This window comes from Pseudomonas turukhanskensis (genome assembly GCF_027922365.1).
In the GTDB taxonomy this organism is placed as follows: domain Bacteria; phylum Pseudomonadota; class Gammaproteobacteria; order Pseudomonadales; family Pseudomonadaceae; genus Aquipseudomonas; species Aquipseudomonas turukhanskensis.
This window is the reverse complement of sequence record NZ_BSFN01000006.1, coordinates 23,535-46,954: the sequence shown is the minus strand read 5'-3', so window position 1 is coordinate 46,954 and position 23,420 is coordinate 23,535. Positions and strand designations below refer to the sequence as shown.

Genomic DNA, 23,420 nt, shown 5'->3' with positions numbered 1-23,420 from the left:
ATGTAAAAAATCCGCCAACTCTTCTCGACATTCCCCTAACCGCCATCCGTTACCGCGATCAGCCTCGCATTCTTAAACAAGCAAACAACGTCCACTCCTCCGCCAAGGTGAACCCCGCAAGATAAGCTACCGTACGCAAAACCCTGGCTGCCTGCCGTGAACACTACTCAGCCAAACAATCGCGCCGGTGGGCGCCTCTAAACGATGGCCCACCTGCCCAGTTCAACGGCCTATTACCTGCGAATTCATTTCTATTGAACCGCCAAGCCCATCAGCCAACTCCCCCACTTTGGCTATTAAGTTGCCGATGTCCTCGTCCGGATCAACGTAGAAGTAATCGATGGCAAACCGCAGCGTCGTGCCAAATTGATTTCCAACAGGCGGAAGTGCCAACGCCCTGATCTGTATTGGACTGCCGCCGCGTGCACTGTCACGCACCCACCACGCGATAAATTCGAGGGCATCGAGCCCTTTTGAATCACGCGAAATGCCGAAGTTAACAGAAATCAATACCTCGTTCGCCCCGCCGCCTCTGGTGCGGCGCAGCGCGCCCAAAGGCAAGTCGCCGTAGGGAGGAAGACTGAAGTCGCTCTCGGGAATTGCAGAAAGGTCGACCTTTTCCACTACGGCATCGGTGATACCTGGAATGGATTCGATGGTGTGTTGCAGCTTTAGCACTTCGGGCGGCATGTCAGCTCCGACGGACAGGACGGGTGAAAGAAAGAACAGCACTAACAGGACACGAAACATAAACGCCCTCCCTCGTTCAGCGGCACTGTTTTGCCGCTGATGCGCTGCAGCCAAACAACAAATTCGTGGTTATCCAACATCTTCTTTGTTGATATGAAACGGAAGCGACACTGAGCGCCATACCTCACGCAGCGGCTCTGCACGACAAATAAGCCATGCTCTCTTTGCCAATCAACGGTGAAGGGGACGGATTGACCACCCCTATCTCTCAAAGCTTCAGGTATGCGCATGCCGCCAATCCTATATCGACAAACCGCGAGACAGCCAAGCTAACTTCCCCACCTTAGACCCCTCCCCGTAGCCGTTACCACACTCCCATCCGGCTCTTTGAAGCGCCGCATCTCAGAAGCATCTGATTTAGTTGAAATCGTCCTGGCGCCAAGGTGGTGTCCAGCTATTCGCCGTCTCTCTTCTGCTGCTGACCAGGCACCAAGCGTGTCCCCGTCAACGAGCGAAGAAGCAGTGAGTGCACCCCATGGCTCAGGATTTCAAAAATGAATACGTCGTTCCCATCGCGCTTTGTACGTAGCCTGCGGAGGCCTGCCGAGATCGGAAAACGCCCTGCCTCCCATCGAGGGCTACCCCAATGACTGAAGGTTTTTTCGTTGGCAAGGGCGATAAAACCACCTGCGGTGGGGAGGTGCTGGATGGCGATGCCAGGGTCAATATGTTCGGCATCCTGCATGCCCGCGAAGGTGATCGGGTTTCGTGTGGCAAGGACGGGAAAATCTATCAAATCTCCGGCGGCGTTCCGTTTATAGACAGCCACGGCAAGTTGATGGCCGGCACGCTGGATAGCTGGAGCACTTGCCCCTGTAAAGCCCGACTGATCGCCTCCGTGCACGGCGCCAGCTACTACAAGGAAGACCTGGCGCCGCAGGCGAGCAGAACGGTTGCCCAACCGTTCTCTTCAACGGCGGCTAGCCCTCCGGCAACACCACAGCAGTCCGCTTTCATGCCTTCGGGCGTGCCGGCTTCGGCCGCATTTACCGGCGTTGAGCCTCAGGAGCCAGGCTTTTATGTTGTGCCAAAAAGCATGAGCCGCCAGGCGTTGGAGGCCACGCTTTTCCCTGAGCCCGACCCGGCGGTGATGCGCAAATTCAATGCGCTGAACCTTGGGGTTGGAGAGGTTAAGGCTGGCTCAATGATTGTGTTGAGCGATCCCGATAACAGCTCCTGCACGTATCAGGAAGCGCTGCTGATGGAAGCAGCGGCCAAGGCCAATGACGCCCTCAAACCACTGAGCGCGGACGAAGCCGATTTTATGATGCAGCACCACGACGAGATCGAGGCCTTCCTGGCTCACGGGGCAACCGCTATAGGCATCGGTGAAACCATCTTCGCGAAGCATCTGGAGAACGTAAGAACCGTACTGCGGGATATTGAAGAACTACACCAGCGCTCGTTCCAGAGAGACGGGCATTTGAGGTCGCAGCAGTTTTTTGCGCAACGTAAACGGCTGCTCTCATTACTCGACAACAACCTGAATGACCTGACTCGAAAAGGTATTGGCCTTTCCGATCACCCTAACTTGAAACACACGCTAGGCATTTCCAACAAGAGCTTGGTTCATAAATGGACGCAGGCCGGGGCTGCTGGGCAGATTCCGGGTTATGCCACGCATATTGATGGTGTTTCAAAGGCAGCCAAGGTTGTTAAGTACGGCGGTTGGGTAGGAACGGCGGTAGGTGGCGGTGCTTCGTATATGAAGGTGCAGGATGTGTGTTCGGCAGGCTCAACTGAAGAATGTGAAAAAGTAAAATTTACTGAGACGGCTAGCTTTATTGGCGGCGCTATAGGTGGGGCCGCTGCGGGTTTCTACTTAACAGGATCTGCAGTAGGGACTTTATGTCTTGCGATAGGCGTTCCAACCTTAGGAGCGGGCGGTCTAGTTTGTGGGATTGTTGTTGTTGGAGTGAGCTCTTTTGCTGCTGGCGCAATTACTGAAAAGGCGACAGAGATAGCAGCAGAAAAGATTTATGAGGTAACCAAATGAGCCTGAGTCTCGCTGATAAGATTTATGTCGCCGCCGTCCTAATTGACGTCGGCGGACTGTTAATTCTTTTCGGAGTTTGTTTGCACATGGCATACACTAAAATGGACTTGCTGCTAGAGCATCTCAAGAACTGCAAAGGCGTGACAATGAGGGCACCACTAAGGCATTGCGGTATATGGGGTAATTTTTTATTGATCGGCGGAATATCCGGGCTCGTCACGTTCCCAAAGCTGCATCTTAAAATAGGACTTCTAGATGTTAAAGATTTACAAGACCTCCCACATGCTATCAAGCGTAAATTAGCAATATTACAGTGGTCGACAATTGTTATGTTATTAATCCTGTTTTTCTTGGCAGGCGTCGCGCATCTAGGGCTCGTCTGATGGAGTGCCAAACAGAGATATCCCTATCAACAGCTGCCTTTGCTTCACGGTTTCCCTACTGGCTGCCAGCAAAGTCTCATTGCCTGGAAACATATTGCGGAATATCCGTCTAGCCGTGATGCTCACTATAGGCTTCCCAGGGTATTTAGCTGGTGGAGCCATCGGCGCAAAGTCTTTTGAATGAACTGCAGAGAATATATATGAGGCCACCAAATGAGTTTGAGTGTCGTGGACAAAGTTTTCCTAGTTGTCGGCATCATTGACTTTGTTGGTCTACTGGTCTGGATCGGTACCTGCTTGCTTCTAGCGCACACCAAACTGGATCTGATGTTGGAGCATCTAAAAAACTGCTCTGCCGTCATGGCCAGAACTCCTCTCAAACATGGTGGTCCTTTAGGAAAAATACTACTGATTGGTGGCATTTCAGGATTAGTTACATTTCCAAGCTTTTATTTAAAAAGGGGTGAATTAAGCGCAGACGATTTAAATAATTTTCCAGCTTCGCTTAAACACACCCTTGCGATATTGCAGTGGTGCGGAATTTCGCTAGTGCTAATTATGTGTGTAATGTGGGCCGCTATTCAATTGGGCATCATCTGAAAGCTGCTCCGAACAACTAATTTCATACCAAATATACGAGAAAGGCCCTGACCCTTTATGGGAAATTTACGAGAACATCAAATGAATTATGCCGAGCAAACAATGGCAATTTTGGGTGGTTCGGGAATTCTCTGCCTGGCTATCTGGATCTGCATTGCATTACGCATTGGTTACACCCAGATGGATAGCATGCTTGCGCACCTCAAGAACAGTTCTGCTGTTGTAGCCCTAGCTCCACTAAAGAACGGAGGGCCTTGGGGCGTTTTACTACTTGTGGGAGGAATTTCAGGCTTCCTAACATTCCCTGAGTTCTATATAAAACGCGGCACCATAAATGCGAAAGACATCGAAGAATTTCCTGCCAAACTAAAACGCAAACTAACCATACTTCAATGGAGCGTAATAGCTCTAATGAGCCTTATGACACTACTTTTCGCAATAAGAAAAACAGGACTACTAAAATAACAACACACATTAAAACGACATAATAGCGTATACACTACCAAATGAGATTTGCCCCCGTCAATTAGCTTTACTGAAGCACATCATTAAAGTGACTTACGAGAATAGAAAAATGAGTACCGCCAAATATATTATCGGCATTCTCAGTGGACTGGTGGTTATCGGCCAAATCATCTGGATTTTAATTGCGTTGCGAATTGGCTATACAAAATTGGATGTAATGCTTTCTCACCTCAAAAAAAGCTCTTCAATTATCGCTTTAGCCCCACTCCGACACGGCGGCGTATGGGGAAAACTTCTATTAGTCGGCGGCATTTCCGGAGTTGTTACATTTGCCAACCTTTATCTAAGATTCGGCACTGTTAGCGCAGAAGACATAAGCAATTTCCCAGCTCCATTAAAACGAAAATTAGCGATATTGCAATGGACTGTAATAGGCCTAGTTGGCGCCATGGTGATACTCGCCACGATAATTAAATCAGGACTAGTAAAATAGTCCTGCGATATATGAGGACACCAAATTATTTTGAGCCTTGCGAACAAAATAGTAATTTCGAGAGTTTCAAATGAGCCTAAACCTCACAGATAAAATCTTTCTGGCTGTTGGTTTGGTCGACTTCGGCTTGGCATTTATTTGCATCGGCATTGCACTGTACATGGCACACACAAAGATAGACGTAATGCTACAGCACCTTCGGAATAGCCCTCTGATTACAACATTGTCACCACTCAAATACGGCGGGCTCTGGGGTAAGTTGATGTTGATAGGTTGTATTTCAGGAGCACTTGCATTTCCGATTTTTTACGTTAAGCGACGGCACTTAAATGCTGATGACTTGAAGAAATTTCCGGCTCCACTCAAGAGAAAACTAGTAGTGCTGTATTGGTGTTCTATTGCGCTCTTACTGGTCATGGTCGGACTTGCCGCGTTCGCCAAACTTGGCCTGCTGAAGCACCAGCATCCCGCCACGCCATTACCCCAAGCTACCCCTCCATGGCCTATCGCTCACGCTCTCCCCTTACCCCTTCACACAAACAAACAACCCATTCCCCGCCACCCCATCCCACTCCACCAGCTTCTGGTAGTCATGCGCTAACACATGCACCTCAAAGTACGGCGCCAGCAGCGCCTGTAGTTCTACAAAGCTCACCGCCACCATCGGATGCTCGTCGTGCCACACCTGGGTATCACCCGCCTGCGTGCGCTCTATCCGCAGCTTGAGCGTTTGTCGCTCCCCTGCCCCGGAATAATTCCACCCCGAGCTAAACCCGAACAGGCTGCCGTCATGGGTGGCGTTGTGGGAAACGAACGAGGTGTTGTCGATGGTGTTTTTATCCACGGCGTTGAAGCAGAACACGCCACCCACGGCCAACGCGCTGTGCGCAGCGGCGATGCAGGCTTTCAGGCGGTCGATACTGGCGCTGTAGTGGATGGAGTAGAGAAAGCAGGTAATCAGGTCTACCGGTTCGTTCAGGGTGAAGCCGCACATGTCCTGGGCGCAGAACTGCGCTTCGGGGCAGCGCAGGGCGGCGTGGTCGAGCATGGGTTGGTTGATGTCGAGGCCGGCGCTTTGGTAGCCGGCGTCGATAAAGTGGCGCACGTGGGGGCCGGTGCCGCAGGCCAGGTCCAGGTGACGGGTGCCGGCGTTGCCGAAGATCTGTTGCACGCGGTGTACGCAGGCGCTTTGGGCGCGGTAGTCGATGTCGGCGCACATCAGGTCGTAGTAACCGGACAGGTCGGTGTAGAGGGCGTTGCCGGGCATGGTGACCTGTGGGGTTAACCGGGAGTTTGCGGGGCGCGGAGCATAGCCGAAGCAGGTGGCTTTACGGAAAAAATAGGACGTGGGGCAATTGGGGGCTTCGGTGCTTGATGCTGTGTCAGCACAAGGCGAAGATGGCCCGCGGCTACGTACTGCCCATCCGAATGCTGTATCGACAAGGAGTGTTAAGTGACCGTCTCCACCCTGCCGCTCGCCGAGTTGTCCAACCGCGAGCTTGCTAACTTGTATGCACACGCGTTGAAAGACATACCGCCAAGCCTCTTGGCAGGCTTTTCCGAGGGCGACCGGGGCGGACTTTCTGGCCTGTATCTGCCGGCCATTCCCGATGGGTATTGGCAGGCGGCCACTCGCGTAATGATTGTTGGCCGCGAGACCCGCGGGTGGGGCGTTGTGCCCAAGGATGAGGTGTGCGGTGATCTGACCGCCTATATCGAGCGCTCCATTGCACTGCAAAAGAAATTTCAAGCTGATCATATCGGTCAGTTGCCAGACGCAAAGGCCACGTTTTACAACCTGGCCCGCCAGGTAGCCAAGCGCTGCGGCCAAAGCGGCGTGGTGGTCGGCAATCTCTTCTGCATTGCTCATCAGAAAACCATCCCCACTGCTTCTGGCCGCTACGTGGAGATCCTGCGTTACTCGGAAATTCTGCTGAAACTGCAGATTGAATTGCTGCGCCCGCACATCGTGATTTTCGCCAATGGCAGTAGCTCTGCTGCACAACGCCGGGCGTTTTTCCCAACTAAGGGCAACAACAAGGTCTGCTTCAATGGGCGTTATTTCCTGAAAGATGGAATTTCCAAAAACCATCTCTGGGCCTTCGAAATGAACGGCATGCAGTGCTACCGAGTCCATCACCCCAGCAGCCTGCATCGTAAAAAAGCAGATAATGCGCGGCGCTTTCTGATGACATTGCTACCTGGGTCCGACACCAACGCGGCAGTCTCTGCTCCAATGGCCTCGTCGCTTTAAACGCTCCCCCAGGACTCTGCATATGGATCTGCGTCTGCTCACCCTCCCTGAAATCCATAAGGTGCATTTCTATCGCCTGATTACGCTGGTTTGCCTTTCGGTGATTGGGGTAATGACGGTGTTTGCGCTATTGGAAAAAACCACTACCGAGGCGCAGGTGTTTGCGCTTGTGGTGCTGGTGATGCTGGCGCGTTTCGGCTGGGAGTGGGTAACGGTATCCAGGTGCACGCCGGTGTTTGTGCTCGGCGATGAGTTGGTGCTGGCCGGCGAGCACGGTAGCCGCCGTGTTCCACTTACCCAGGTGCGTGAGGTGACATCCCGCCATGCGATTTTTATGACGCGGCGTTATCGCTCGTGGTCGGAGCATCTGGCGTTTATGCAGCTTACGTTGGCAACGGGTGAGCGCATTTTTACCTTGGCCGAAAGCGGTGTGTTTGAGTTTCCAGCGGGCAAGATCACCCTGGCGGCATTGCAGGCGGTGGTGCTGGAGGCGAAAACCAGGAGCCTTACAGCATCGGCGAGATAACGTTCTGCACCTGAGGTTGCCCAAGGGTTTGTAGGCAGGCGGATAGGCCCTTTGCAGTGCCATTACGGCGATGCCTTGCGGCACGTTGTGTGGCGCGAATTTCCTAAAAAAATTTTGGCAATTTACTGGCGCAATGCCTGCGTTGCCGTTGTTTCACGACCCTCTTAAGGTCCCTCCCCGGTGCTTAAGAACACCATCCAGAGCGGTTATCCGCACCCGACAGCTATGCGGCATTTTTTTGCCTGCGGTTCTTCTACGCTTGCAAGAAACCTCGCCATGTCGGGAGTGGGTGAATAAAAGACCCGAAAGGGGAATAAGCCCGGCTCGTCTCTGGAGAGCTTCTTAAGCTCCCGACACCTAAATCACGCATTAAGAAATTATTCAGAGGTATACGGAAATGCCACACCTAACCGCAGTAACCAACCGCTCCACCCGTCTGGAGGTGCTCGCATGAACGCACTCACCTCCGCACTCACTCATAAACGCTCGTTCTGCCGGGTAGATAAGCTCAAGCTGTTTTCGGTAAATGCCGGCGTGCCGGTTGAGCTGGCGTTGGAGCAGGCCTCCACGCTGTTGGGCTGTATCGAAGCCTTGGTGCTAAGTCGCGGCGCAGCCAACGACGATGCCACCGATTCGGCGCTGCAGTACCTCACCCAAATGACCCGCGCCGTGGTGGATGCGTGCCATCAACAAGACCCGGTCTTCCTCGCTCAGGCCCACCGCATGGCCAAAGCCGCGCACGAGCCGAAGGCCAAGGTTGAGCCGGTTTCGGGTTGAGGGGCCTCACACGAGGCGCGTGAGTTGACGTTGGGCGCCTTTATCAACACGAAGCCTCGCTATGCGGGGCTTTGTTTATCTGTGCTCTACGTAGACGGAGCCCTTACAGGGTTGCCGCCAACTTCTGCCCCACGTAAACCTAAGGGCCCTGCCGAGCCCAATGCGCTCGCATTAATGCCGACCAACACGTTTCACCGCTACCGCTTGCGCCCCATCGCCGCAGCCTCTCAACTCAGCGAAATTGAACACCGAAAGCGGGCTCCTTTTTACGGAGCCAAATTACCGCGCTGTAGAAAAAACCGACCAGGCAAAACGAGCTGGAGCCGGCATAAACGGGAAAGTTAAGCCTCGCCATCGTGAGGAGCACGTCCCAACGCTTCGGCTCCGAATGGCTCGGGATAAATTCGCAGTTCAACGCACCGCCAAAGCCTAACCACAATGCGGCCATCAAGAAGGCGGCGGCATTTACGCTCCCGCCTTTGCGGCTGGTTTTAAAGTATTTGCGTTGCCACACGCCCCAGCGATGAAATACGCCGATGCCGACGAAGGCCATCACCAACGCCACGACGAAGGGCGGGACATATGTGGCGGGCACGGCCAGGGTTCCACCACAAACGTAGACCATCGGGGCAAGGGTTGCGGCGGAGAAGCCAAGGTGTTCGGCGATGTTTGAGTAGTGCATGGCCAGCATGGTCAGCCACAACACCGGCAAATAGGTGCTAAACGACGCGTCAACGTCGAGCAGGCGTTTACCTAGGCTCATTTATTACCGCCTGCGCATTGCCATGGCATCTGTCGGTCTCTCGTCCTTGAAAACTGCAGCACTGTATACGAACCGAGCCGCCGTAAAAAAGCCGGGGGCTGTTGATTTTCACCCTGCCCGGCCCTGACACTACGCACCTTGCACGGATGCATCTCCCCGTCTGCCATCGCAGCTACAAACGCTGCCTTTCCTGTGCAGCCACTCCACCAAGGACCGGTCATGGAAAATCTCTACGACGCCCCCAAAGCCGAACTCATCGACAAACCGCTCGCTCCTTTCGGCCCGCCTTTTTTTGTGACATCCACTCGCAAGCTCTGCGTGTTGTACCTGTGCACGTTCGGCTACTACACGCTGTATTGGAGCTTCAAACAGTGGTTTAGCCAGCGCCGTAGTGCGGGCTACAAGGTGCTGCCGGCGGCGCGGGGGCTATTTTATATTTTCTTTGTGCACAGTTTGTCGGCGCTGATCAGCAAGCGCCTGATGTTGATGGAACGTCCGTCGTGGCGGTATGACTCGGCGCCTACATGGTTGGTGGGGCTGGTGGTGTTGGGCTGGGTGGTGAATGGCTTTGAGCGCTACGGAGCGTGGTCGCAGGTGGTGGCCATGCCGTTGATCGTGTTGGTGCTGGTAGCAAAAGTGCTGCCGCTCATTGGCATGCAGCGCCAAGCCAACTTGGCCAGCGGCGACCCGGCCGGGCAAAGCAACGACGCGTTTTCGGGGTGGAACTGGTTTTTCGTGGTGCCTGGCGCACTGATCTGGGTAATGGCGACAGTGGGTTTTGTGCTCCTGGCGCTGGGGTCCTAGCCCGGCATGTAAAGGCTTTGGCGGCCCCAACTCCGTTACAGGATCAAAAGCTCGAGGCTAAAGCCTCTCCCACAGGCAGCGCGACTCCTGCAGGAGAGGCTTCAGCCTCGAGCCTTGTTGCGGGCCCAGTCGGCCCCATGCAGCCCACCCCACAAGTGCCCTGTTGCGCCAGCCATGCCGTTGAACGCGAATTCGCGCGCAAGTGATGGTGTTCTGGCTAGTTGTCATCGCCGGATTTGTGTTGATCTCGCTGGGGTTGGACGGCAAGTAGCACCCGTGCCGGGTCAGCCCTTTTTTACAGGGGCTGGCGCGGTCGCTTGCGACCCTTGTAATGCCGCCTCCCAACGCTGCACCTGCTCGGGCACCTGCGCAAAGCTCACAGCCAAAAACGCAGCCGGCGCCACCGTCGCCCTGCCCCGTTTGAACTTCATTTTCACCAGCACTTCCGCCGCCAGCGTGCCTTTGGCAAACAGGCGGTGGGCGAAGTAGGCGCATTTGTCGGTGGTGTAGAGCAATCGGGTTTCCACGGTCACGCGGCTGAACAGCGGCACGGGGCGGAAAAATTGCACCTGTAGGGCCACGTTCACAAAGCTGGCGCCGCTGCGCAGCACCGGAAAGAACTGGCCGATGTGCAGCAGGTAGTCGAGTTGCGCGGTCTCGGCGTATTGCAGGTATTTGTCGCTTTTGAGCACCTTGAGGCCGGCGTCCAGCGGGGTGACCCAGAAGGTGGTGGTCACGGTGCTGTCGGCGTTTTTGCGGTTGTGGTGCAACAGGCCAATCAGCAGGGCGAGCAGGTTGCGCAGCAGGCCGGACATGGGCGGCTCCTTGCTTGGTGGATGCGCCACGCTAATGCAGCGCTGCGCGGGCTGGCCAGGTTTGCGCGGTATTCGCGGGGCTTATGGCGGGTACGCCCGTGCACAAACAAACCGAAGGTTTCGCCTGGGGGGTAGTCTCATACTCTGCACTCCCGCAATTGCGGTGCTGCACCACCTTGGCAACAGCCAGCGTGTTTCTCACTCAGGTGGTAGTTATGTCTACGGTATCGCCCCCCGCACCAACGTCTCCACTGAGCAATCACTTGTTGGCGGCCTTGCCCGACGATGTACAGCAGCGCCTGTTTACCCATCTGGAGCCAGTGTCGTTGACGCTCGGTGAGGTGGTGTATGAGTCGGGCAGTACGCTGCGCCATGTGTATTTTCCGACCGATGCCATTGTCTCGCTGCTGTATGTGATGGAGAGCGGCGCCTCGGCGGAGATCGCCGTGGTGGGCAATGACGGGCTGATTGGCGTGGCGGTGTTTATGGGGGGTGAAAGCACGCCCAGCCGCGCCGTGGTGCAAAGCGCGGGGCAGGCGTTTCGGCTGCCGGGGCAGCGGCTCAAGGATGAGTTCAATCGCCATGGCGAGTTGTTGCAGTTGATGCTGCGGTATACCCAGGCGTTGATTACGCAGATGTCGCAGACGGCGGTGTGCAATCGGCATCATTCGATTGATCAGCAGCTGTGCCGGTGGTTGTTGTTGTCGCTGGATCGCCTGCCGGGCAATGAGTTGGTTATGACGCAGGAGTTGATCGCCAATATGCTCGGCGTGCGTCGTGAGGGGGTGACTGATGCTGCGGGCAAGCTGCAGCGGCTGGGGGTTATTGAGTACAGCCGGGGGCGGATTACGGTGTTGGACCGGGCCAAGTTGGAGCGGTTGAGTTGTGAGTGTTATGCGGTGGTGAAGCGGGAAACGGATCGGTTGTTGCCCTACCTGCATGCGCCGAGGGTGGGCTGAGCGCCTTGAGGCTTTTGTAGGGTGTGCTATGCGCACCTTTGCGGTTTTCTGGCGAGCGGTGTTTTTTCTGTTTTACCGCGTGCGCTGAACGTTTTGTTTCGCGCCTTACGCGCGAGGCTTTTGTAGGGTGTGCTGCGCGCACCTTTTCGCTTTTCTGGCGAGCGGTGTTTTTTCTGTTTTACCGCGTGCGCTGAACGTTTTGTTTCGCGCCTTACGCGCGAGTTTCTTTTTCCAATCGATGAAAAAGAAACCAAAAAATCTTGCCCCTACCTGGGCCCTACGCTGCGCTTCGGGTTCCCTCCCTACGTCGTTACTCCAGGGGCCGGGCTGAGGGCCATCCATGGCCCCATCCCTCTTCGCGGCTCCCGGCCGCTACGACCCCTTACGCAACGACTCCACTCGGCCTGGCGCTAAAGGGGCGGGTAGATCACAAACGATAGATCAAGAGCGGCAGATCAAGAGCGGTAGATCAAGAGCGGCAGATCAAGAGCGGTAGATCAAGAGCGGTAGATCAAGAGCGGTAGATCAAGAGCGGTAGATCAAGAGCGGTAGATCAAGAACTCCAGGCTGAAGCCTCTCCTACAGGGGGCGCGTTTTTGTCGGAGCGGCTTCAGCCGCGATTGGTCGGGCCTGCAAGCACCGCCCTCCCCGGCTATGTGTGCTACCGAACATACACCTCTCCCTCCACGCGCCCACACTGCAAGCCGGTAAGGCGCCGCGCCTGCGCGGCCAGCTTTATCGTCTTCAGGGCCCCGGCCCACCTCGCGATGCCCATTGGCGTCGCCCTTCATCACTGCCACGTGGTGTGCTTTACCCGTGGTGGCCAAGGAATTGATGAACAGTCTATGGAACCGCGTACTCGCGCCGCTGCGCCCGTCACCGCCGAAATTTGAGTATGAGCCGGTGCTGCGCGCCGAGTTGTTCAGCACGGAGCAAATGGCTAACCACGGCCTGCAGTTGGCGAGCGATCACACGTTGGCCAAGGGCACCAGCGCCGACACGTTGCTGGCCCGGTTGACGGAAAACGAGGCGTTGCTGGCGCGCAGTGTCGCGTTGCTGAATGAGGTGCCGCCGGCCACTCGCCGCGCCACGCCGGCGGCGGAGTGGTTGCTGGATAATTTTTACCTGGTGGAAGAGCAGATTCGTACCGCGCGCAAGCATTTGCCGCGTGGCTATAGCCGCGAGTTGCCGCGCCTGGCAAGTGGCCCCAGCAAGGGGTTGCCACGGGTATATGACATTGCCCTGGAAACCATTTCCCACGGCGATGGCCGGGTGGACAGCGAAAGCCTCACACGTTTTTTGCAGGCGTATCAGTCGGTGGAGCCGCTTACCCTCGGGGAGCTGTGGGCCATCCCTATCATGCTGCGCCTGGCGCTTATCGATAACTTGCGCCGCGTCGCCTCGCGGGTGATGGCCAACTGGGCTGACCGCAATCTGGCCAACGATTGGGCCGACCGTTTAAGCGAAACCGTGGAGTTGGATGCCAAGAGCGTGGTGCTGACGGTGGCCGACATGGCCCGCTCGCAGCCGCCTATGACCAGCTCGTTTGTCGCTGAACTGGCCAGGCGGCTGCAGGGGCAAAGTGCGGCGTTGATTTTGCCGTTGAATTGGATTGAGCAGGTGCTGGCCGAGGGCGGTTTGAATATCGAGCGCCTGGTGCAATTGGATGCCCAGCAGCAGGCAGCCGAGCAGGTGTCGGTGGGCAACAGCATTCGCAGCTTGCGCGTGCTGGCGGCGACCGACTGGCGCGGCTTTGTCGAGCGCCTGAGCCGGGTGGAAGAGGTGCTGTGCGGCGACCCGGCCGGCGTGTATGCCAGTATGGATTTCGCTACCCGCGACCACTACCGCCATGTCATCGAGCGCGTAGCCAAGCACAGTGGCCAGCGCGAGGAACACGTGGCGCGCACAGCCTTGGCACTGGCCCAGGCCAGTCCGGCGGACGTGGCAGACCCCGGGGTGAAGGCCCATGTCGGTTTTTATCTGGTGGATCGCGGGCGGGCGTTGCTGGAGCGCCAGTTGGGCGCCCGCAGCACCTTCAGGGAAGGCTGGCAGCGGCTGCTGCAACGGGCGCCGCTGACGTTTTTTCTGACCCCGGTGGTGGTGCTGAGCGTGCTGTTTGCCTGGCCGTTTTTGCACACTGCGCACCTGGCAGGCCTGGGCGGCGTGGGCTTGTGGTTGCTTGGCACGGCGGCGTTGGTGATGACCAGTCGCCTGGCCATCGGGCTGGTCAATTGGCTGGTCACGCTCACGGTGGCGCCGGATGTATTGCCGCGTATGGATTACAGCGAGGGCATTGCCGACCACGCGCGCACTCTGGTGGTGGTGCCGACGCTGATGGGCTCGGCGCGCGATGTGGAGGAATTGGTGGAAGGCCTGGAGGTGCGTTTTCTGGCCAACCGCGACGCCAACCTGCACTTCGCCTTGCTCACGGATTTTATGGACGCCGCCAGCGAAGTAATGCCCGGCGACGCCGCGCTGCTGCAACTGGCCAGCGCATTGATCGAGGCGCTTAACCGCCAGTACCCGGCCGCCGGCGCGCCGTATTTTTACCTGTTGCATCGGCCCCGGCGTTGGAGTGCCAGCGAAGGCGTATGGATGGGCTTTGAGCGCAAACGCGGCAAGCTTGCCGAGCTCAATGCCGTGTTGCGAGGCCAGGGCCTTGAGCGCTTTGCCCTGATTGTCGGCGCTATTGATGAGCTGCCCACGGTGCGTTACGTCATCACCCTGGACACCGACACCCAGCTCCCCCGCGACGTGGCCCGCCAGTTGGTCGGCGCCATGGCCCACCCGCTTAACCAGGCCGTGTTCGACCCGGTATCCCGACGGGTCACCGCCGGCTACGCCATTTTGCAGCCACGGGTCAGCATCAGCCTGCCCAGTGTGGCGCGTTCGCTGTATGCCCAGTTGTTTGGCAGTGATGCCGGAGTAGACCCCTACACCCGTGCCGTCTCCGACGTGTACCAGGACCTCTTTCAGCAGGGCTCGTTTATCGGCAAAGGCATCTACGCCGTAGACGCTTTCGAGCTGGCACTGGCCGAGCGCTTTCCCGATAACTGCATCCTCAGCCACGACCTGATCGAGGGCTGTTATGCCCGCGCCGGCTTGCTCAGCGATGTGCAGTTGTACGAGGAACATCCGGCCCACTACAGCGCCGACTCCAAGCGCCGCCACCGCTGGATCCGCGGTGACTGGCAGTTGCTACCGTGGCTGTTGCCGCGGGTGTTTGCCAGCGATGCGCAACGTGTGCAACTCGATGCCCTGGCGCGTTGGAAGCTGTTCGACAACCTGCGCCGCAGCCTGGAGCCATTGGCGTTTTTGTTGATGCTGGTGTGGGGCTGGGTGGCGCTGGAGTCGGTGTTGTCCTGGACCCTGGCCGTGCTGGTTTTGGTGCTGACCCAGCCGCTGCTCAACTCCTTGCTGGAGTTGCTGCGCAAGGCCCATGACATTCCGCTGGTGCAACACCTGCGCGTCACCTGGTGGGCCGCCACCCTGCACTTTGCCCGGGCCTTGCTGGCCTTGGTGTGGTTGCCGTTTGAAACGGCGCTCAGCCTGGATGCCATCGGCCGCACGCTGTGGCGCATGGGCATCAGCCGTCGGCGGTTGTTGCAGTGGAGCCCCTCGCGGGAGGTGGAGCGTTCGGACAGCAATGGCTTGCTGGGCCTGTATCGCCTGATGTGGGCCGCGCCACTATTGAGCACGTTGGTGGCAGGGCTGTTGGTCACCCGCCCTTTCGCCTTGCTGGTGGCCGCGCCGTTTCTGCTGCTGTGGTGGGCCAGCCCGTGCATCGCCTGGTGGCTGAGCCGGCCGCGACGGCGTGCGGTGTTTACGCCGAGCCGCGATGAGTTGCTGTTTTTGCGCCTGCTGGCGCGCAAGACCTGGGCCTTTTTCGACCGGTTTGTCGGGCCGGCGGATAACTGGCTGCCGCCGGACAATATGCAGGAGCAGCCAATAGCTGTGGTGGCGCACCGCACCTCGCCGACCAATATGGGCATGGCGTTGCTGTCGCACCTAGCGGCTTATGATTTCGGCTACCTGAGCGCTACCCGCCTGCTGCTGCGCTTGGAATTTTCGCTGAACAGCATGGCCGGGCTGGAGCGTCATCGCCGGCATTTTTATAACTGGTACGACACGCAAACCTTGCAACCGCTGCCGCCTCACTATGTGTCGACGGTGGACAGCGGCAACCTTGCCGGCCTGCTGCTGACCCTGCGCGCCGGCCTGATGGAGTTGCCCACCCAACCGTTGTTCGGCGCCCGCCTGTTTACCGGGCTTGGCGACACCCTGGCGGTAATGAAAGCAGCCTGGTTGAAGGACGGCTTGGCCGAGCCACCCTTGGCGGCGCTGGAGCAAGCCCTGGCCGCTATCGTGCAGCCCCCCCCGGCCGATCTGGAGGCCAGTTGGCAGTGCGTTAACCGCCTGTACGGGCAAGCGGTGGCGCTCTGGGAGAACCACCGGCCGCCGGCCGGCAGCGAGGCCCAGGCGTGGCTGAGCCTGCTGCTGGGCCATTGCAATGATTTATGCAGCGAGCTGGCCGATATACGCCTGCCGGTGGCAAGCGGCGAGCGGCTGGCGCAGTTGCCCACCACCTGGGCGGAACTCGCGCAGGTGGAAAGCGACCTCTGGCCGCCCCAGCAGCAAGCCCAGGTGGCGAGCGTGTGCAGCTATGCGCGACGGCGCATTGCCAGTGCCGAGCACCTGGCGCAACTGGCCGGCGACTTGGCACAGATGGATTTCAGCTTTTTGTACGACGCCAGTCGCGACCTGTTTGCCATCGGTTACAACGCCGATGAAAACCGCCTGGACCGCGCCTATTACGACCTGCTCGCTTCCGAAGCGCGGCTAACCAATTTTGTCGTGATCGCCCAGGGCCAACTGCCCCAGGAAGGCTGGTTTACCCTCGGCCGTTTGCTCACCAGCAATGGCGGCGAACCGGTGTTGCTGTCCTGGACCGGCTCGATGTTCGAGTACCTGATGCCGCAGCTGGTAATGCCCACCTACGCCGGCACCCTGCTGGACCAGACCTGCAATGCCGCGGTGGCGCGGCAGATGGAACATGGCAACCAGTTAGGCCTGCCGTGGGGGGTATCGGAGTCGGGGTACAACGTGTTCGACGCCCACTTCAATTACCAGTACCGCGCCTTTGGCGTGCCGGGCCTGGGGCTTAAACGCGGGCTCGGTGAAGACGTGGTGGTGGCGCCCTACGCCTCGGTTTTGGCCTTGATGGTGGCGCCGCACGCGGCGTGTAAAAACCTGCAGCGCCTGGCCGGCATGGGCCTGGCCGGTGCCTATGGCTTGTATGAGGCGGTGGACTTCACCCCGGCGCGCCTGCCCCGTGGCCAGAGCCAGGCGGTGGTGCAATCGTTTATGGCGCACCACCAGGGCATGAGTTTGCTGGCCCTGGCGTATGTGCTGCTGGACCGGCCGATGCAACGGCGGTTTGAGTCGGACCCGCAGTTCAAGGCCACTGCCCTGCTGCTGCAAGAACGGGTGCCGAAAAGCGCCGCGCAGTATTTGCACGCGGCCAACGCGCCGGTGGCCGATGCAGCCGCGCGGGAAACGGAAACCAAGCTGCGCGTATACACCGACCCGGACCGCAAACGCCCGGCGGTGCAGCTGCTTTCCAATGGCCGTTATCACGTGATGGTCAGCAGCGCCGGCGGCGGTTACAGCCGCTGCAATGAGTTGGCGGTCACCCGTTGGCACGAGGACATCAGCAGCGAGAACCTGGGCCTGTTCTGTTACCTGCGCGATGTGGCCAGCGGCAGCTTCTGGTCCACCGCGCACCAGCCCACCCTGCAACCGGTGGACAGTTACGAGGCGATTTTCACCGATGCCCGCGCCGAATTCCGCGTGCGTGAACGGGAGTTCGATACGCACACCGAAATCGTCGTGTCACCCGAAGACGATATCGAGCTGCGCCGCCTGCACCTCACCAACCGTGCGCGGGTGCGGCGCACCATCGAGCTCACCAGTTATGCCGAAGTGGTGTTGGCGCCGACCACCGCCGATGCCTTGCACCCGGCCTTCAGCAAGCTGTTTGTGCAGACCGAGTTGCTGCTGCCGTTGCAGGCCATTTTGTGTAGCCGGCGGCCGCGTTCCAGCCATGAGCCGGTGCCGTGGATGTGCCATTTGCTGGCGGCCCATGGGGTGGATATCGAGGCCATTTCCTATGAAACCGACCGTGCCCGCTTTATCGGCCGCGGCCGCAACCTGAGCGAACCGGCGGCCATGGACAGCGGCAACGAACGGCTGTCCGGTAGCGCAGGCTCGGTGCTCGACCCGGTGGTGGCGATTCGTTGCCGCATCACCCTGGACCCCGGCCAGACCGCCACCATCGACCTGGTGACGGGCATGGGCCAAAGCCGCGAGCATTGCTTGCAGTTGATCGACAAATACCGCGACAAACACCTGGCCGACCGGGTGTTTGGCCTGGCCTGGACCCACAGCCAGGTGCTGCTGCGCCAGCTCAATGCCTCGCTGTCGGATGCCCGCCTGTTCGAGCAGATGGCCGCCTCGATTGTGTATGCCAACGCCTCGCTGCGCGCCGATGCCAGTGTGCTGACGGGGAACCAGCGCAACCAGTCCGGCTTGTGGGGCCAGGCGATTTCCGGCGACTTGCCGATTGTGCTGGTGCAGATTGCCGACCCGGCCAACATCGAACTGGTGCGCCAGTTGGTGCAGGCCCACGCCTACTGGCGGCAGAAAGGCCTGGCGGTGGATTTGGTGATCTGGAACGAAGACCAGGTGGGCTATCGCCAGCAGTTGCAGGACCTGATCATGGCCTTGGTAACGTCCGGCAGCGAAGCGGCGCTGGTGGACCGCCCGGGCGGCATTTTTGTGCGGCCGGCGCAGCAGCTCTCCAGCGAGGACCGTTTGCTGATGCTCGCTGTTGCCCGTCTGGTGCTGAGCGACAGCCGCGGCAGCCTGGCCGAACAAATACACAAGCGCCGCGCCGAACCGCCGTTGCCGCGTTTTGATGCAGGCCTGATGCGTCGCCCGCGCCGCCAGGCGACACCGGCAGAACCACAGCCAGCTTTGTTACTGGGCAACCAATACGGCGGCTTTAGCGCCGATGGCAGCGAGTACGTTATTCACCTGGGCCAAGGCAGCAGCACGCCAGCGCCGTGGGCCAACGTGTTGGCTAACCCCCACTTTGGCACGGTGATCAGCGAAAGTGGCGGCGCCTACACCTGGGCGGAAAACGCCCATGAATTTCGCCTGAGCCCGTGGCACAACGACCCGGTATCCGATGGCAGCGATGAGGCGCTGTACCTGCGCGATGAAGACAGCGGCCATTACTGGTCACCCACCCCACTGCCTCGCGCAGGCTCAGGGGGCTATGTCACCCGCCATGGCTTCGGCTACAGCGTGTTCGAGCACGAGGAGGACGGCATTCACAGCGAGCTGTGGGTGTATGTGGCGCTGGATGCGTCGGTGAAGTTCTCGCGGCTGAAAATTCGTAATACCAGCGGCCGCAGCCGGCGGCTTTCGGCGACCGGCTATGTGGCCTGGGTGCTGGGCGATTTACGGGAAAAGTCGGCCATGCATGTGGTGACCGAACAGGACCCGCTCAGCGGTGCGTTACTGGCGCGCAATGCGTTTTCCATCGAGTTTCCTGGCCGCGTGGGCTTTTTTGATGTGGACGCGCCAGTGCGCAGCATCAGCGGCGACCGCACCGAGTTTCTCGGCCGCAACGGCAGTCTCAATGCGCCGGCGGCGATGAGCAAAGCGCGGTTGTCGGGGCGCACCGGCGGCGGCCTGGACCCGTGCGCCGCCCTGCGCGTGGAGCTGCAGTTGGCCGAGGGCGAAAGCCAGGAGCTGACCTTCCGCCTCGGCGCTGCTATTGACCGTCCGGCTGCCCTGGCGCTGGTGCAGCGCTTTCGCGGTGCCAGTGCGGCGGCGCAGGCATTGAGCCAGGTGCGCACCCATTGGCAAACCACCTTGGGCACCGTGCAGGTGCAAACGCCGGAGCCGCATATCGACGTGCTGGTGAACGGCTGGCTGATGTACCAGACCATCGCCTGCCGCTTCTGGGCCCGCAGTGGGTATTACCAGTCGGGCGGGGCCATCGGCTTTCGCGATCAGCTGCAAGACAGCATGGCCATGCTGCACGCCAGCCCGCTTGCCTGCCGCGCCCATCTGCTGCTGTGTGCTACCCATCAATTTTTCGAGGGCGATGTGCAGCACTGGTGGCACCCGCCGCAAAACCGTGGGGTGCGCACCAGTTGCTCGGACGATTACCTGTGGCTACCGCTGGCCACCAGCCGGTATGTGCGCGTGACCGCCGACCAGGGCGTACTGGACGAATCGGTGGCTTATCTGGGCGGGCGTCTGCTCAATGCCGGCGAAGAAAGTTATTACGACCTGCCGACCCACGCCGGTGAACAGGAAAGCCTGTATCAGCATTGCGTACGCGCCATCGAGCATGGCCTGACCCAAGGCGTGCATGGCCTGCCGCTGATGGGCGGCGGCGACTGGAACGACGGCATGAACCGTGTGGGCGAACAGGGCCGGGGTGAAAGTGTGTGGCTGGGGTTTTTCCTCTACCACGTGCTACTGCAGTTCGCCCCGACCGCCCGCCTGCACGGGGATGAGCCGTTTGCGCTGCACTGCGAAACCTACGCGGCCGGCCTGCGGGCGAACCTGGAGCAGCATGGCTGGGACGGCAGCTGGTACCGCCGCGCCTACTTTGACGACGGCACGCCGCTGGGCTCGGCGAGTAACGAGGAATGCCGCATCGACTCCATTGCCCAGAGTTGGTCGGTGCTATCGAAGGCCGGCAGTAGCAGCCGGCAACACACGGCCATGAATGCCTTGGAGCAGCACTTGCTGCGCCGCGACCTGGGCTTGGTGCAATTGCTCGATCCGCCGTTCGATAAAAGCGCGCTGGACCCCGGCTATATCAAAGGCTACGTGCCCGGCGTGCGCGAAAACGGCGGGCAATACACCCATGCGGCAGTGTGGGCGAGCATGGCCTTTGCGGCGCTGGGCGACAGCGAGCGCGCCTGGGAGCTACTGCGCTTGATCAACCCGGTGAACCACGGCAGCGACGAGGCCATCGCGGTGTACAAGGTGGAGCCCTATGTGATGGCCGCCGATGTCTACGGTGTGGCACCGCATGCCGGGCGTGGAGGCTGGACTTGGTACACCGGCTCGGCGGGCTGGATGTACCGGCTGATCGTCGAATCGCTTCTGGGTCTGCAGCGCACCGGCAACACCTTGCGCATGGCGCCGGTGCTACCGGCCGATTGGCCGGGCTTTACCCTGCGCTATAGGGTGGGGGCCACGGTGTACGTGATTGAGGTGGTTCAGGAGGTGGGCCAGCCGCCGGCCTGGCACCTTGATGGCGTGCTGCAAAGCGCAGACGGCTTAGTGCTGCAAGACGATGGCGCGGAGCATCAGGTGCGGATCATCTGTGCGCCATCGGCACCGGTGTATCAAGTGGGATAACGCACCGACGGGCCTTCCAAGGCCCGCCATTGTTGAGCGTACCACGTGGCTCAATCAGCTCTATCCACGTGATGCCTGCAATTTCGAGGAATTGATCAGCCGCGCCGATGCTGCCGTGTACCGGGCCAAGGCGGCCGGTGGCGGCCAGTACCGCGTGTGTAACATCTAGCGCTCGGTAATCGGTGGCTCGGACGTGGCGCGCGGCGCGCGGGGTTTGGCGCGGCTGAAAATGCGAATGCCGGCTTTGGGCTTTTCCGGTGGGTCGCTCTCGGTGATGAAGAACCACACCCGTCTGAGCACCTGAACGCCACCTTTGAGCACTGCCATCGCTGTGGTTTTCATGATTCATCCGCGAGGGGCTGAGCCGTGGATGCCAGAGCGCCAGCATCGGGTTCGGCAACGAACGGTTGGTTGGCCGCACGCTGCTCGACCACGCGCGGGGCGCGCGCTGTTTTTTCCGGATGAGCCAAAAGATTGCGATTAGGCAATGGGCCGAGGATCACCCGCGGTTCACGCACGCCATCACTCCAGTTGGCCGGTTTTGCTCGGTCGTTTTCAGGTCGGTCCACGGTGCCCTCAGGTAGCCTTGCTCCCACACGATGGCGTAGGTTGCGCGGCCCAGCGTGCATGGCCTGGCAGGCATTCGTCTGTGCGCTGGCACACCCAGACAGAAACAACGGGTACGGCGAGAGATACCGCACACCCTGTCGGCCTGACGCTATCCAGAATGTAAGACTTTTGCTATCACTATGAGAGTAGCCAGCCAGTACCGAGCCTCGCCATGGACCATCTCCTGTCGTTTTTATCGGAAACCGTGCCCAAGGCCAGGACGGTCGAGCAACTCACCCGCCCATTGTTGACGCTGCTGCACCGCGTCACTGGCATGGAATCCACGTACCTCACCACCATTGACCTCGAGCACGGTGTGCAACGCATCGAGTTCGCCCGCAATATGGGTGAGATGACCATTCCCGAGGGGTTGGTGGTGCCGTGGGAAGACACCCTGTGCAAACGCGCCCTGGATGAAAACCGCCTGTATTCGGACAACGTGGCCGAGTGCTGGGGCGATTCGCAAGCGGCGCAGGCGTTGGGCATTCGCACCTATGTAAGCGCGCCGATCCGCGCCCAGGACGGCCGCGTGCTGGGCACGGTGTGTGCGGCCAGCGCCTCACAGGTGGCCCGCTCGCCGGAAGTGGAGCCGATGTTGCTGTTGCTGTCGGCCTTGCTCGGTTATTCGCTGGAGCGCGAGTCGCTGGTGGAGCAGTTGCAAACCACCAACACCGAGCTTGCGACCCTGGCGCTGACCGACGCCCTCACCGGCCTGTACAACCGCCGGGCGATTTTGAGCGAAGTGCAGCGCGTGCTCGCGCTGGCGCGGCGTGAGGGGCGTTATGTGCTGGTGGGCATGGTGGATCTGGATGGCTTCAAGCAAGTGAATGACACCTACGGCCATCAGTCCGGCGATACCTTTTTGCAGGAGGTGTCCGCCCACCTCAAAGACTGCCTGCGCGCCAGCGATGTGCTGGGGCGCACCGGTGGTGATGAGTTCGTGGTGGTGGCGTTGGGTGTGCAGGTTGAGCAGGCCGAGTTGCCGACAGCCATGCGCCATGCCGCCGAGCACCTGCAACAGCGCCTGACCACGGCGACCATCGGCCGCTATGCGCTGGGCAATGGCGACCTGCGTTATGCCGGCGCCAGTGTGGGCGTGGTGGCGTTGCTGCCCGATGGGCTGGATGCCGACGAGGCCATCAAGCTGGCGGATCGGGAGATGTACAGGGTCAAGCAGCAGCGCAAGGCTGCGCCGGTGGTGTGAGCCAGGCGTTGCCCTTACGCGAGCCCGACGGTGCTCTGAACAAAACCCTCCGTCGTCCCAGCGTAGGCTGGGACCCGGAATGTCGAATCAAACGATTAGCTCAGCAAGCACGCACCGGCCGGGGCTTCGTTTATCTGTACTTTGTCACTCAGTTGCCGCGATAGGTCGAGAACCCATATGGGCTCAGCAGCAACGGAATGTGGTAGTGCGCCACCGCGCCATCAACACTGAACATTACTGGCACTTCGGGGAAGAAGGTGGCGGCGTTGTGGCTGCGAAACCAGTCGCCGGTTTTGAAGGTGACGCGGTAAGTACCTTTTTCCAGCGACTTGCCTTCAGGGTACAGGGCAGGAATTCGCCCTTGTTCGTTGGTGCTGCCGCTGTTGAGCAGGGTCCAGGTGGTGCCAGTCTGTTGTTCGAGGGTGACGCGCACACCGGCCGACGGCAGGCCGTCTTGCAGGTTGAGCACGTGCACGCTCAAGGGGTTGTCGGCAGCGTAGGTGAGACTGGCGACGGCGCTCAAGGCCAGGCTGGCGAGCAGGGTGGCAAGGCGTTTCATGGTGGAACTCCTG

17 protein-coding genes are annotated in these 23,420 nt (G+C 59.4%); 11 read left to right on the top strand and 6 right to left on the bottom strand.

Annotation, left to right across the window (positions count from 1 at the left end; all coding sequences use genetic code 11):
• Nucleotides 1-222 precede the first annotated feature (222 nt).
• The gene (locus tag PKE98_RS12270; RefSeq protein WP_271195580.1) at nt 223-750 is read right to left on the bottom strand and encodes a hypothetical protein; all 528 of its coding nucleotides are present in this window, start codon (nt 748-750) and stop codon (nt 223-225) included.
• Nucleotides 751-1,336: 586 nt separating this feature from the next.
• On the opposite strand from PKE98_RS12270, the gene PKE98_RS12265 reads away from it, so the two are divergent.
• From PKE98_RS12265 to PKE98_RS12250, 4 genes are all read left to right on the top strand, one after another.
• Nucleotides 1,337-2,746 (top strand): PAAR domain-containing protein, encoded by a 1,410-nt coding sequence (locus tag PKE98_RS12265; RefSeq protein ID WP_271195579.1) that lies wholly within the window; start codon nt 1,337-1,339, stop codon nt 2,744-2,746.
• A gap of 596 nt (nt 2,747-3,342) precedes the next feature.
• Nucleotides 3,343-3,729: a hypothetical protein gene (locus PKE98_RS12260; RefSeq protein ID WP_271195578.1), complete on the top strand. Its 387-nt coding sequence runs from the start codon at nt 3,343-3,345 to the stop codon at nt 3,727-3,729.
• Between the two features lie 81 nt (nt 3,730-3,810).
• Nucleotides 3,811-4,194 (top strand): hypothetical protein, encoded by a 384-nt coding sequence (locus tag PKE98_RS12255; RefSeq protein ID WP_271195577.1) that lies wholly within the window; start codon nt 3,811-3,813, stop codon nt 4,192-4,194.
• A gap of 109 nt (nt 4,195-4,303) precedes the next feature.
• Nucleotides 4,304-4,687, top strand: coding sequence for a hypothetical protein (locus tag PKE98_RS12250; RefSeq protein WP_271195576.1), 384 nt, complete (start codon nt 4,304-4,306; stop codon nt 4,685-4,687).
• A 523-nt stretch (nt 4,688-5,210) separates the two neighbouring features.
• Here the strand turns inward: PKE98_RS12250 and PKE98_RS12245 are convergent.
• Nucleotides 5,211-5,954 carry a class I SAM-dependent DNA methyltransferase gene (locus tag PKE98_RS12245; RefSeq protein ID WP_271195575.1) on the bottom strand — a complete coding sequence of 248 codons (744 nt, stop codon included), beginning with the start codon at nt 5,952-5,954 and terminating at the stop codon, nt 5,211-5,213.
• Nucleotides 5,955-6,140: 186 nt separating this feature from the next.
• On the opposite strand from PKE98_RS12245, the gene PKE98_RS12240 reads away from it, so the two are divergent.
• From PKE98_RS12240 to PKE98_RS12230, 3 genes are all read left to right on the top strand, one after another.
• Nucleotides 6,141-6,941, top strand: a complete 801-nt coding sequence (locus PKE98_RS12240) for a hypothetical protein (RefSeq protein ID WP_271195574.1) — start codon at nt 6,141-6,143, stop codon at nt 6,939-6,941.
• A gap of 22 nt (nt 6,942-6,963) precedes the next feature.
• Nucleotides 6,964-7,467, top strand: a complete 504-nt coding sequence (locus PKE98_RS12235) for a hypothetical protein (protein WP_271195573.1) — start codon at nt 6,964-6,966, stop codon at nt 7,465-7,467.
• A gap of 450 nt (nt 7,468-7,917) precedes the next feature.
• Nucleotides 7,918-8,244 (top strand): DUF3077 domain-containing protein, encoded by a 327-nt coding sequence (locus PKE98_RS12230; protein ID WP_271195572.1) that lies wholly within the window; start codon nt 7,918-7,920, stop codon nt 8,242-8,244.
• A gap of 232 nt (nt 8,245-8,476) precedes the next feature.
• On the opposite strand, the gene PKE98_RS12225 is transcribed toward PKE98_RS12230, so the two are convergent.
• Nucleotides 8,477-9,007: a hypothetical protein gene (locus PKE98_RS12225; RefSeq protein ID WP_271195571.1), complete on the bottom strand. Its 531-nt coding sequence runs from the start codon at nt 9,005-9,007 to the stop codon at nt 8,477-8,479.
• 219 nt (nt 9,008-9,226) lie between these two features.
• On the opposite strand from PKE98_RS12225, the gene PKE98_RS12220 reads away from it, so the two are divergent.
• Nucleotides 9,227-9,811, top strand: a complete 585-nt coding sequence (locus tag PKE98_RS12220) for an MFS transporter permease (protein WP_271195570.1) — start codon at nt 9,227-9,229, stop codon at nt 9,809-9,811.
• Nucleotides 9,812-10,095: 284 nt separating this feature from the next.
• Here PKE98_RS12220 and PKE98_RS12215 read toward each other — a convergent pair whose 3' ends face one another.
• A complete protein-coding gene (locus PKE98_RS12215) occupies nt 10,096-10,626 on the bottom strand; it encodes an acyl-CoA thioesterase (RefSeq protein ID WP_271195569.1) in 531 nt (176 codons plus the stop codon).
• A gap of 215 nt (nt 10,627-10,841) precedes the next feature.
• Between PKE98_RS12215 and PKE98_RS12210 the strand changes: the two genes are divergently transcribed.
• Together PKE98_RS12210 and PKE98_RS12205 are read left to right on the top strand one after the other, a co-directional pair.
• Nucleotides 10,842-11,585, top strand: coding sequence for a Crp/Fnr family transcriptional regulator (locus PKE98_RS12210; RefSeq protein WP_271195568.1), 744 nt, complete (start codon nt 10,842-10,844; stop codon nt 11,583-11,585).
• An 834-nt stretch (nt 11,586-12,419) separates the two neighbouring features.
• Nucleotides 12,420-21,035, top strand: coding sequence for a glycoside hydrolase family 94 protein (locus tag PKE98_RS12205; RefSeq protein ID WP_271195567.1), 8,616 nt, complete (start codon nt 12,420-12,422; stop codon nt 21,033-21,035).
• A 165-nt stretch (nt 21,036-21,200) separates the two neighbouring features.
• Here the strand turns inward: PKE98_RS12205 and PKE98_RS12200 are convergent, their stop codons facing one another.
• On the bottom strand, nt 21,201-21,377 hold the full coding sequence (locus PKE98_RS12200; RefSeq protein ID WP_271195566.1) for a hypothetical protein: 177 nt from the start codon (nt 21,375-21,377) through the stop codon (nt 21,201-21,203).
• Between the two features lie 439 nt (nt 21,378-21,816).
• On the opposite strand from PKE98_RS12200, the gene PKE98_RS12195 reads away from it, so the two are divergent.
• Complete coding sequence (locus PKE98_RS12195) at nt 21,817-22,848, top strand: sensor domain-containing diguanylate cyclase (RefSeq protein ID WP_271195565.1); 1,032 nt, start codon at nt 21,817-21,819, stop codon at nt 22,846-22,848.
• A gap of 148 nt (nt 22,849-22,996) precedes the next feature.
• On the opposite strand, the gene uraH is transcribed toward PKE98_RS12195, so the two are convergent.
• Complete coding sequence (uraH, locus tag PKE98_RS12190; protein WP_271195564.1) at nt 22,997-23,407, bottom strand: hydroxyisourate hydrolase; 411 nt, start codon at nt 23,405-23,407, stop codon at nt 22,997-22,999.
• Nucleotides 23,408-23,420: the final 13 nt, after the last annotated feature.

Coding starts and splice junctions, on each gene's coding strand:
- PKE98_RS12270 (WP_271195580.1), bottom strand. CDS start 750: ATGTTTCGTGTCCTGTTAGTGCTGTTCTTTCTTTCACCCGTCCTGTCC.
- PKE98_RS12265 (WP_271195579.1), top strand. CDS start 1,337: ATGACTGAAGGTTTTTTCGTTGGCAAGGGCGATAAAACCACCTGCGGT.
- PKE98_RS12260 (WP_271195578.1), top strand. CDS start 3,343: ATGAGTTTGAGTGTCGTGGACAAAGTTTTCCTAGTTGTCGGCATCATT.
- PKE98_RS12255 (WP_271195577.1), top strand. CDS start 3,811: ATGAATTATGCCGAGCAAACAATGGCAATTTTGGGTGGTTCGGGAATT.
- PKE98_RS12250 (WP_271195576.1), top strand. CDS start 4,304: ATGAGTACCGCCAAATATATTATCGGCATTCTCAGTGGACTGGTGGTT.
- PKE98_RS12245 (WP_271195575.1), bottom strand. CDS start 5,954: ATGCCCGGCAACGCCCTCTACACCGACCTGTCCGGTTACTACGACCTG.
- PKE98_RS12235 (WP_271195573.1), top strand. CDS start 6,964: ATGGATCTGCGTCTGCTCACCCTCCCTGAAATCCATAAGGTGCATTTC.
- PKE98_RS12230 (WP_271195572.1), top strand. CDS start 7,918: ATGAACGCACTCACCTCCGCACTCACTCATAAACGCTCGTTCTGCCGG.
- PKE98_RS12225 (WP_271195571.1), bottom strand. CDS start 9,007: ATGAGCCTAGGTAAACGCCTGCTCGACGTTGACGCGTCGTTTAGCACC.
- PKE98_RS12220 (WP_271195570.1), top strand. CDS start 9,227: ATGGAAAATCTCTACGACGCCCCCAAAGCCGAACTCATCGACAAACCG.
- PKE98_RS12215 (WP_271195569.1), bottom strand. CDS start 10,626: ATGTCCGGCCTGCTGCGCAACCTGCTCGCCCTGCTGATTGGCCTGTTG.
- PKE98_RS12210 (WP_271195568.1), top strand. CDS start 10,842: ATGTCTACGGTATCGCCCCCCGCACCAACGTCTCCACTGAGCAATCAC.
- PKE98_RS12205 (WP_271195567.1), top strand. CDS start 12,420: ATGAACAGTCTATGGAACCGCGTACTCGCGCCGCTGCGCCCGTCACCG.
- PKE98_RS12200 (WP_271195566.1), bottom strand. CDS start 21,377: ATGAAAACCACAGCGATGGCAGTGCTCAAAGGTGGCGTTCAGGTGCTC.
- PKE98_RS12195 (WP_271195565.1), top strand. CDS start 21,817: ATGGACCATCTCCTGTCGTTTTTATCGGAAACCGTGCCCAAGGCCAGG.
- uraH (WP_271195564.1), bottom strand. CDS start 23,407: ATGAAACGCCTTGCCACCCTGCTCGCCAGCCTGGCCTTGAGCGCCGTC.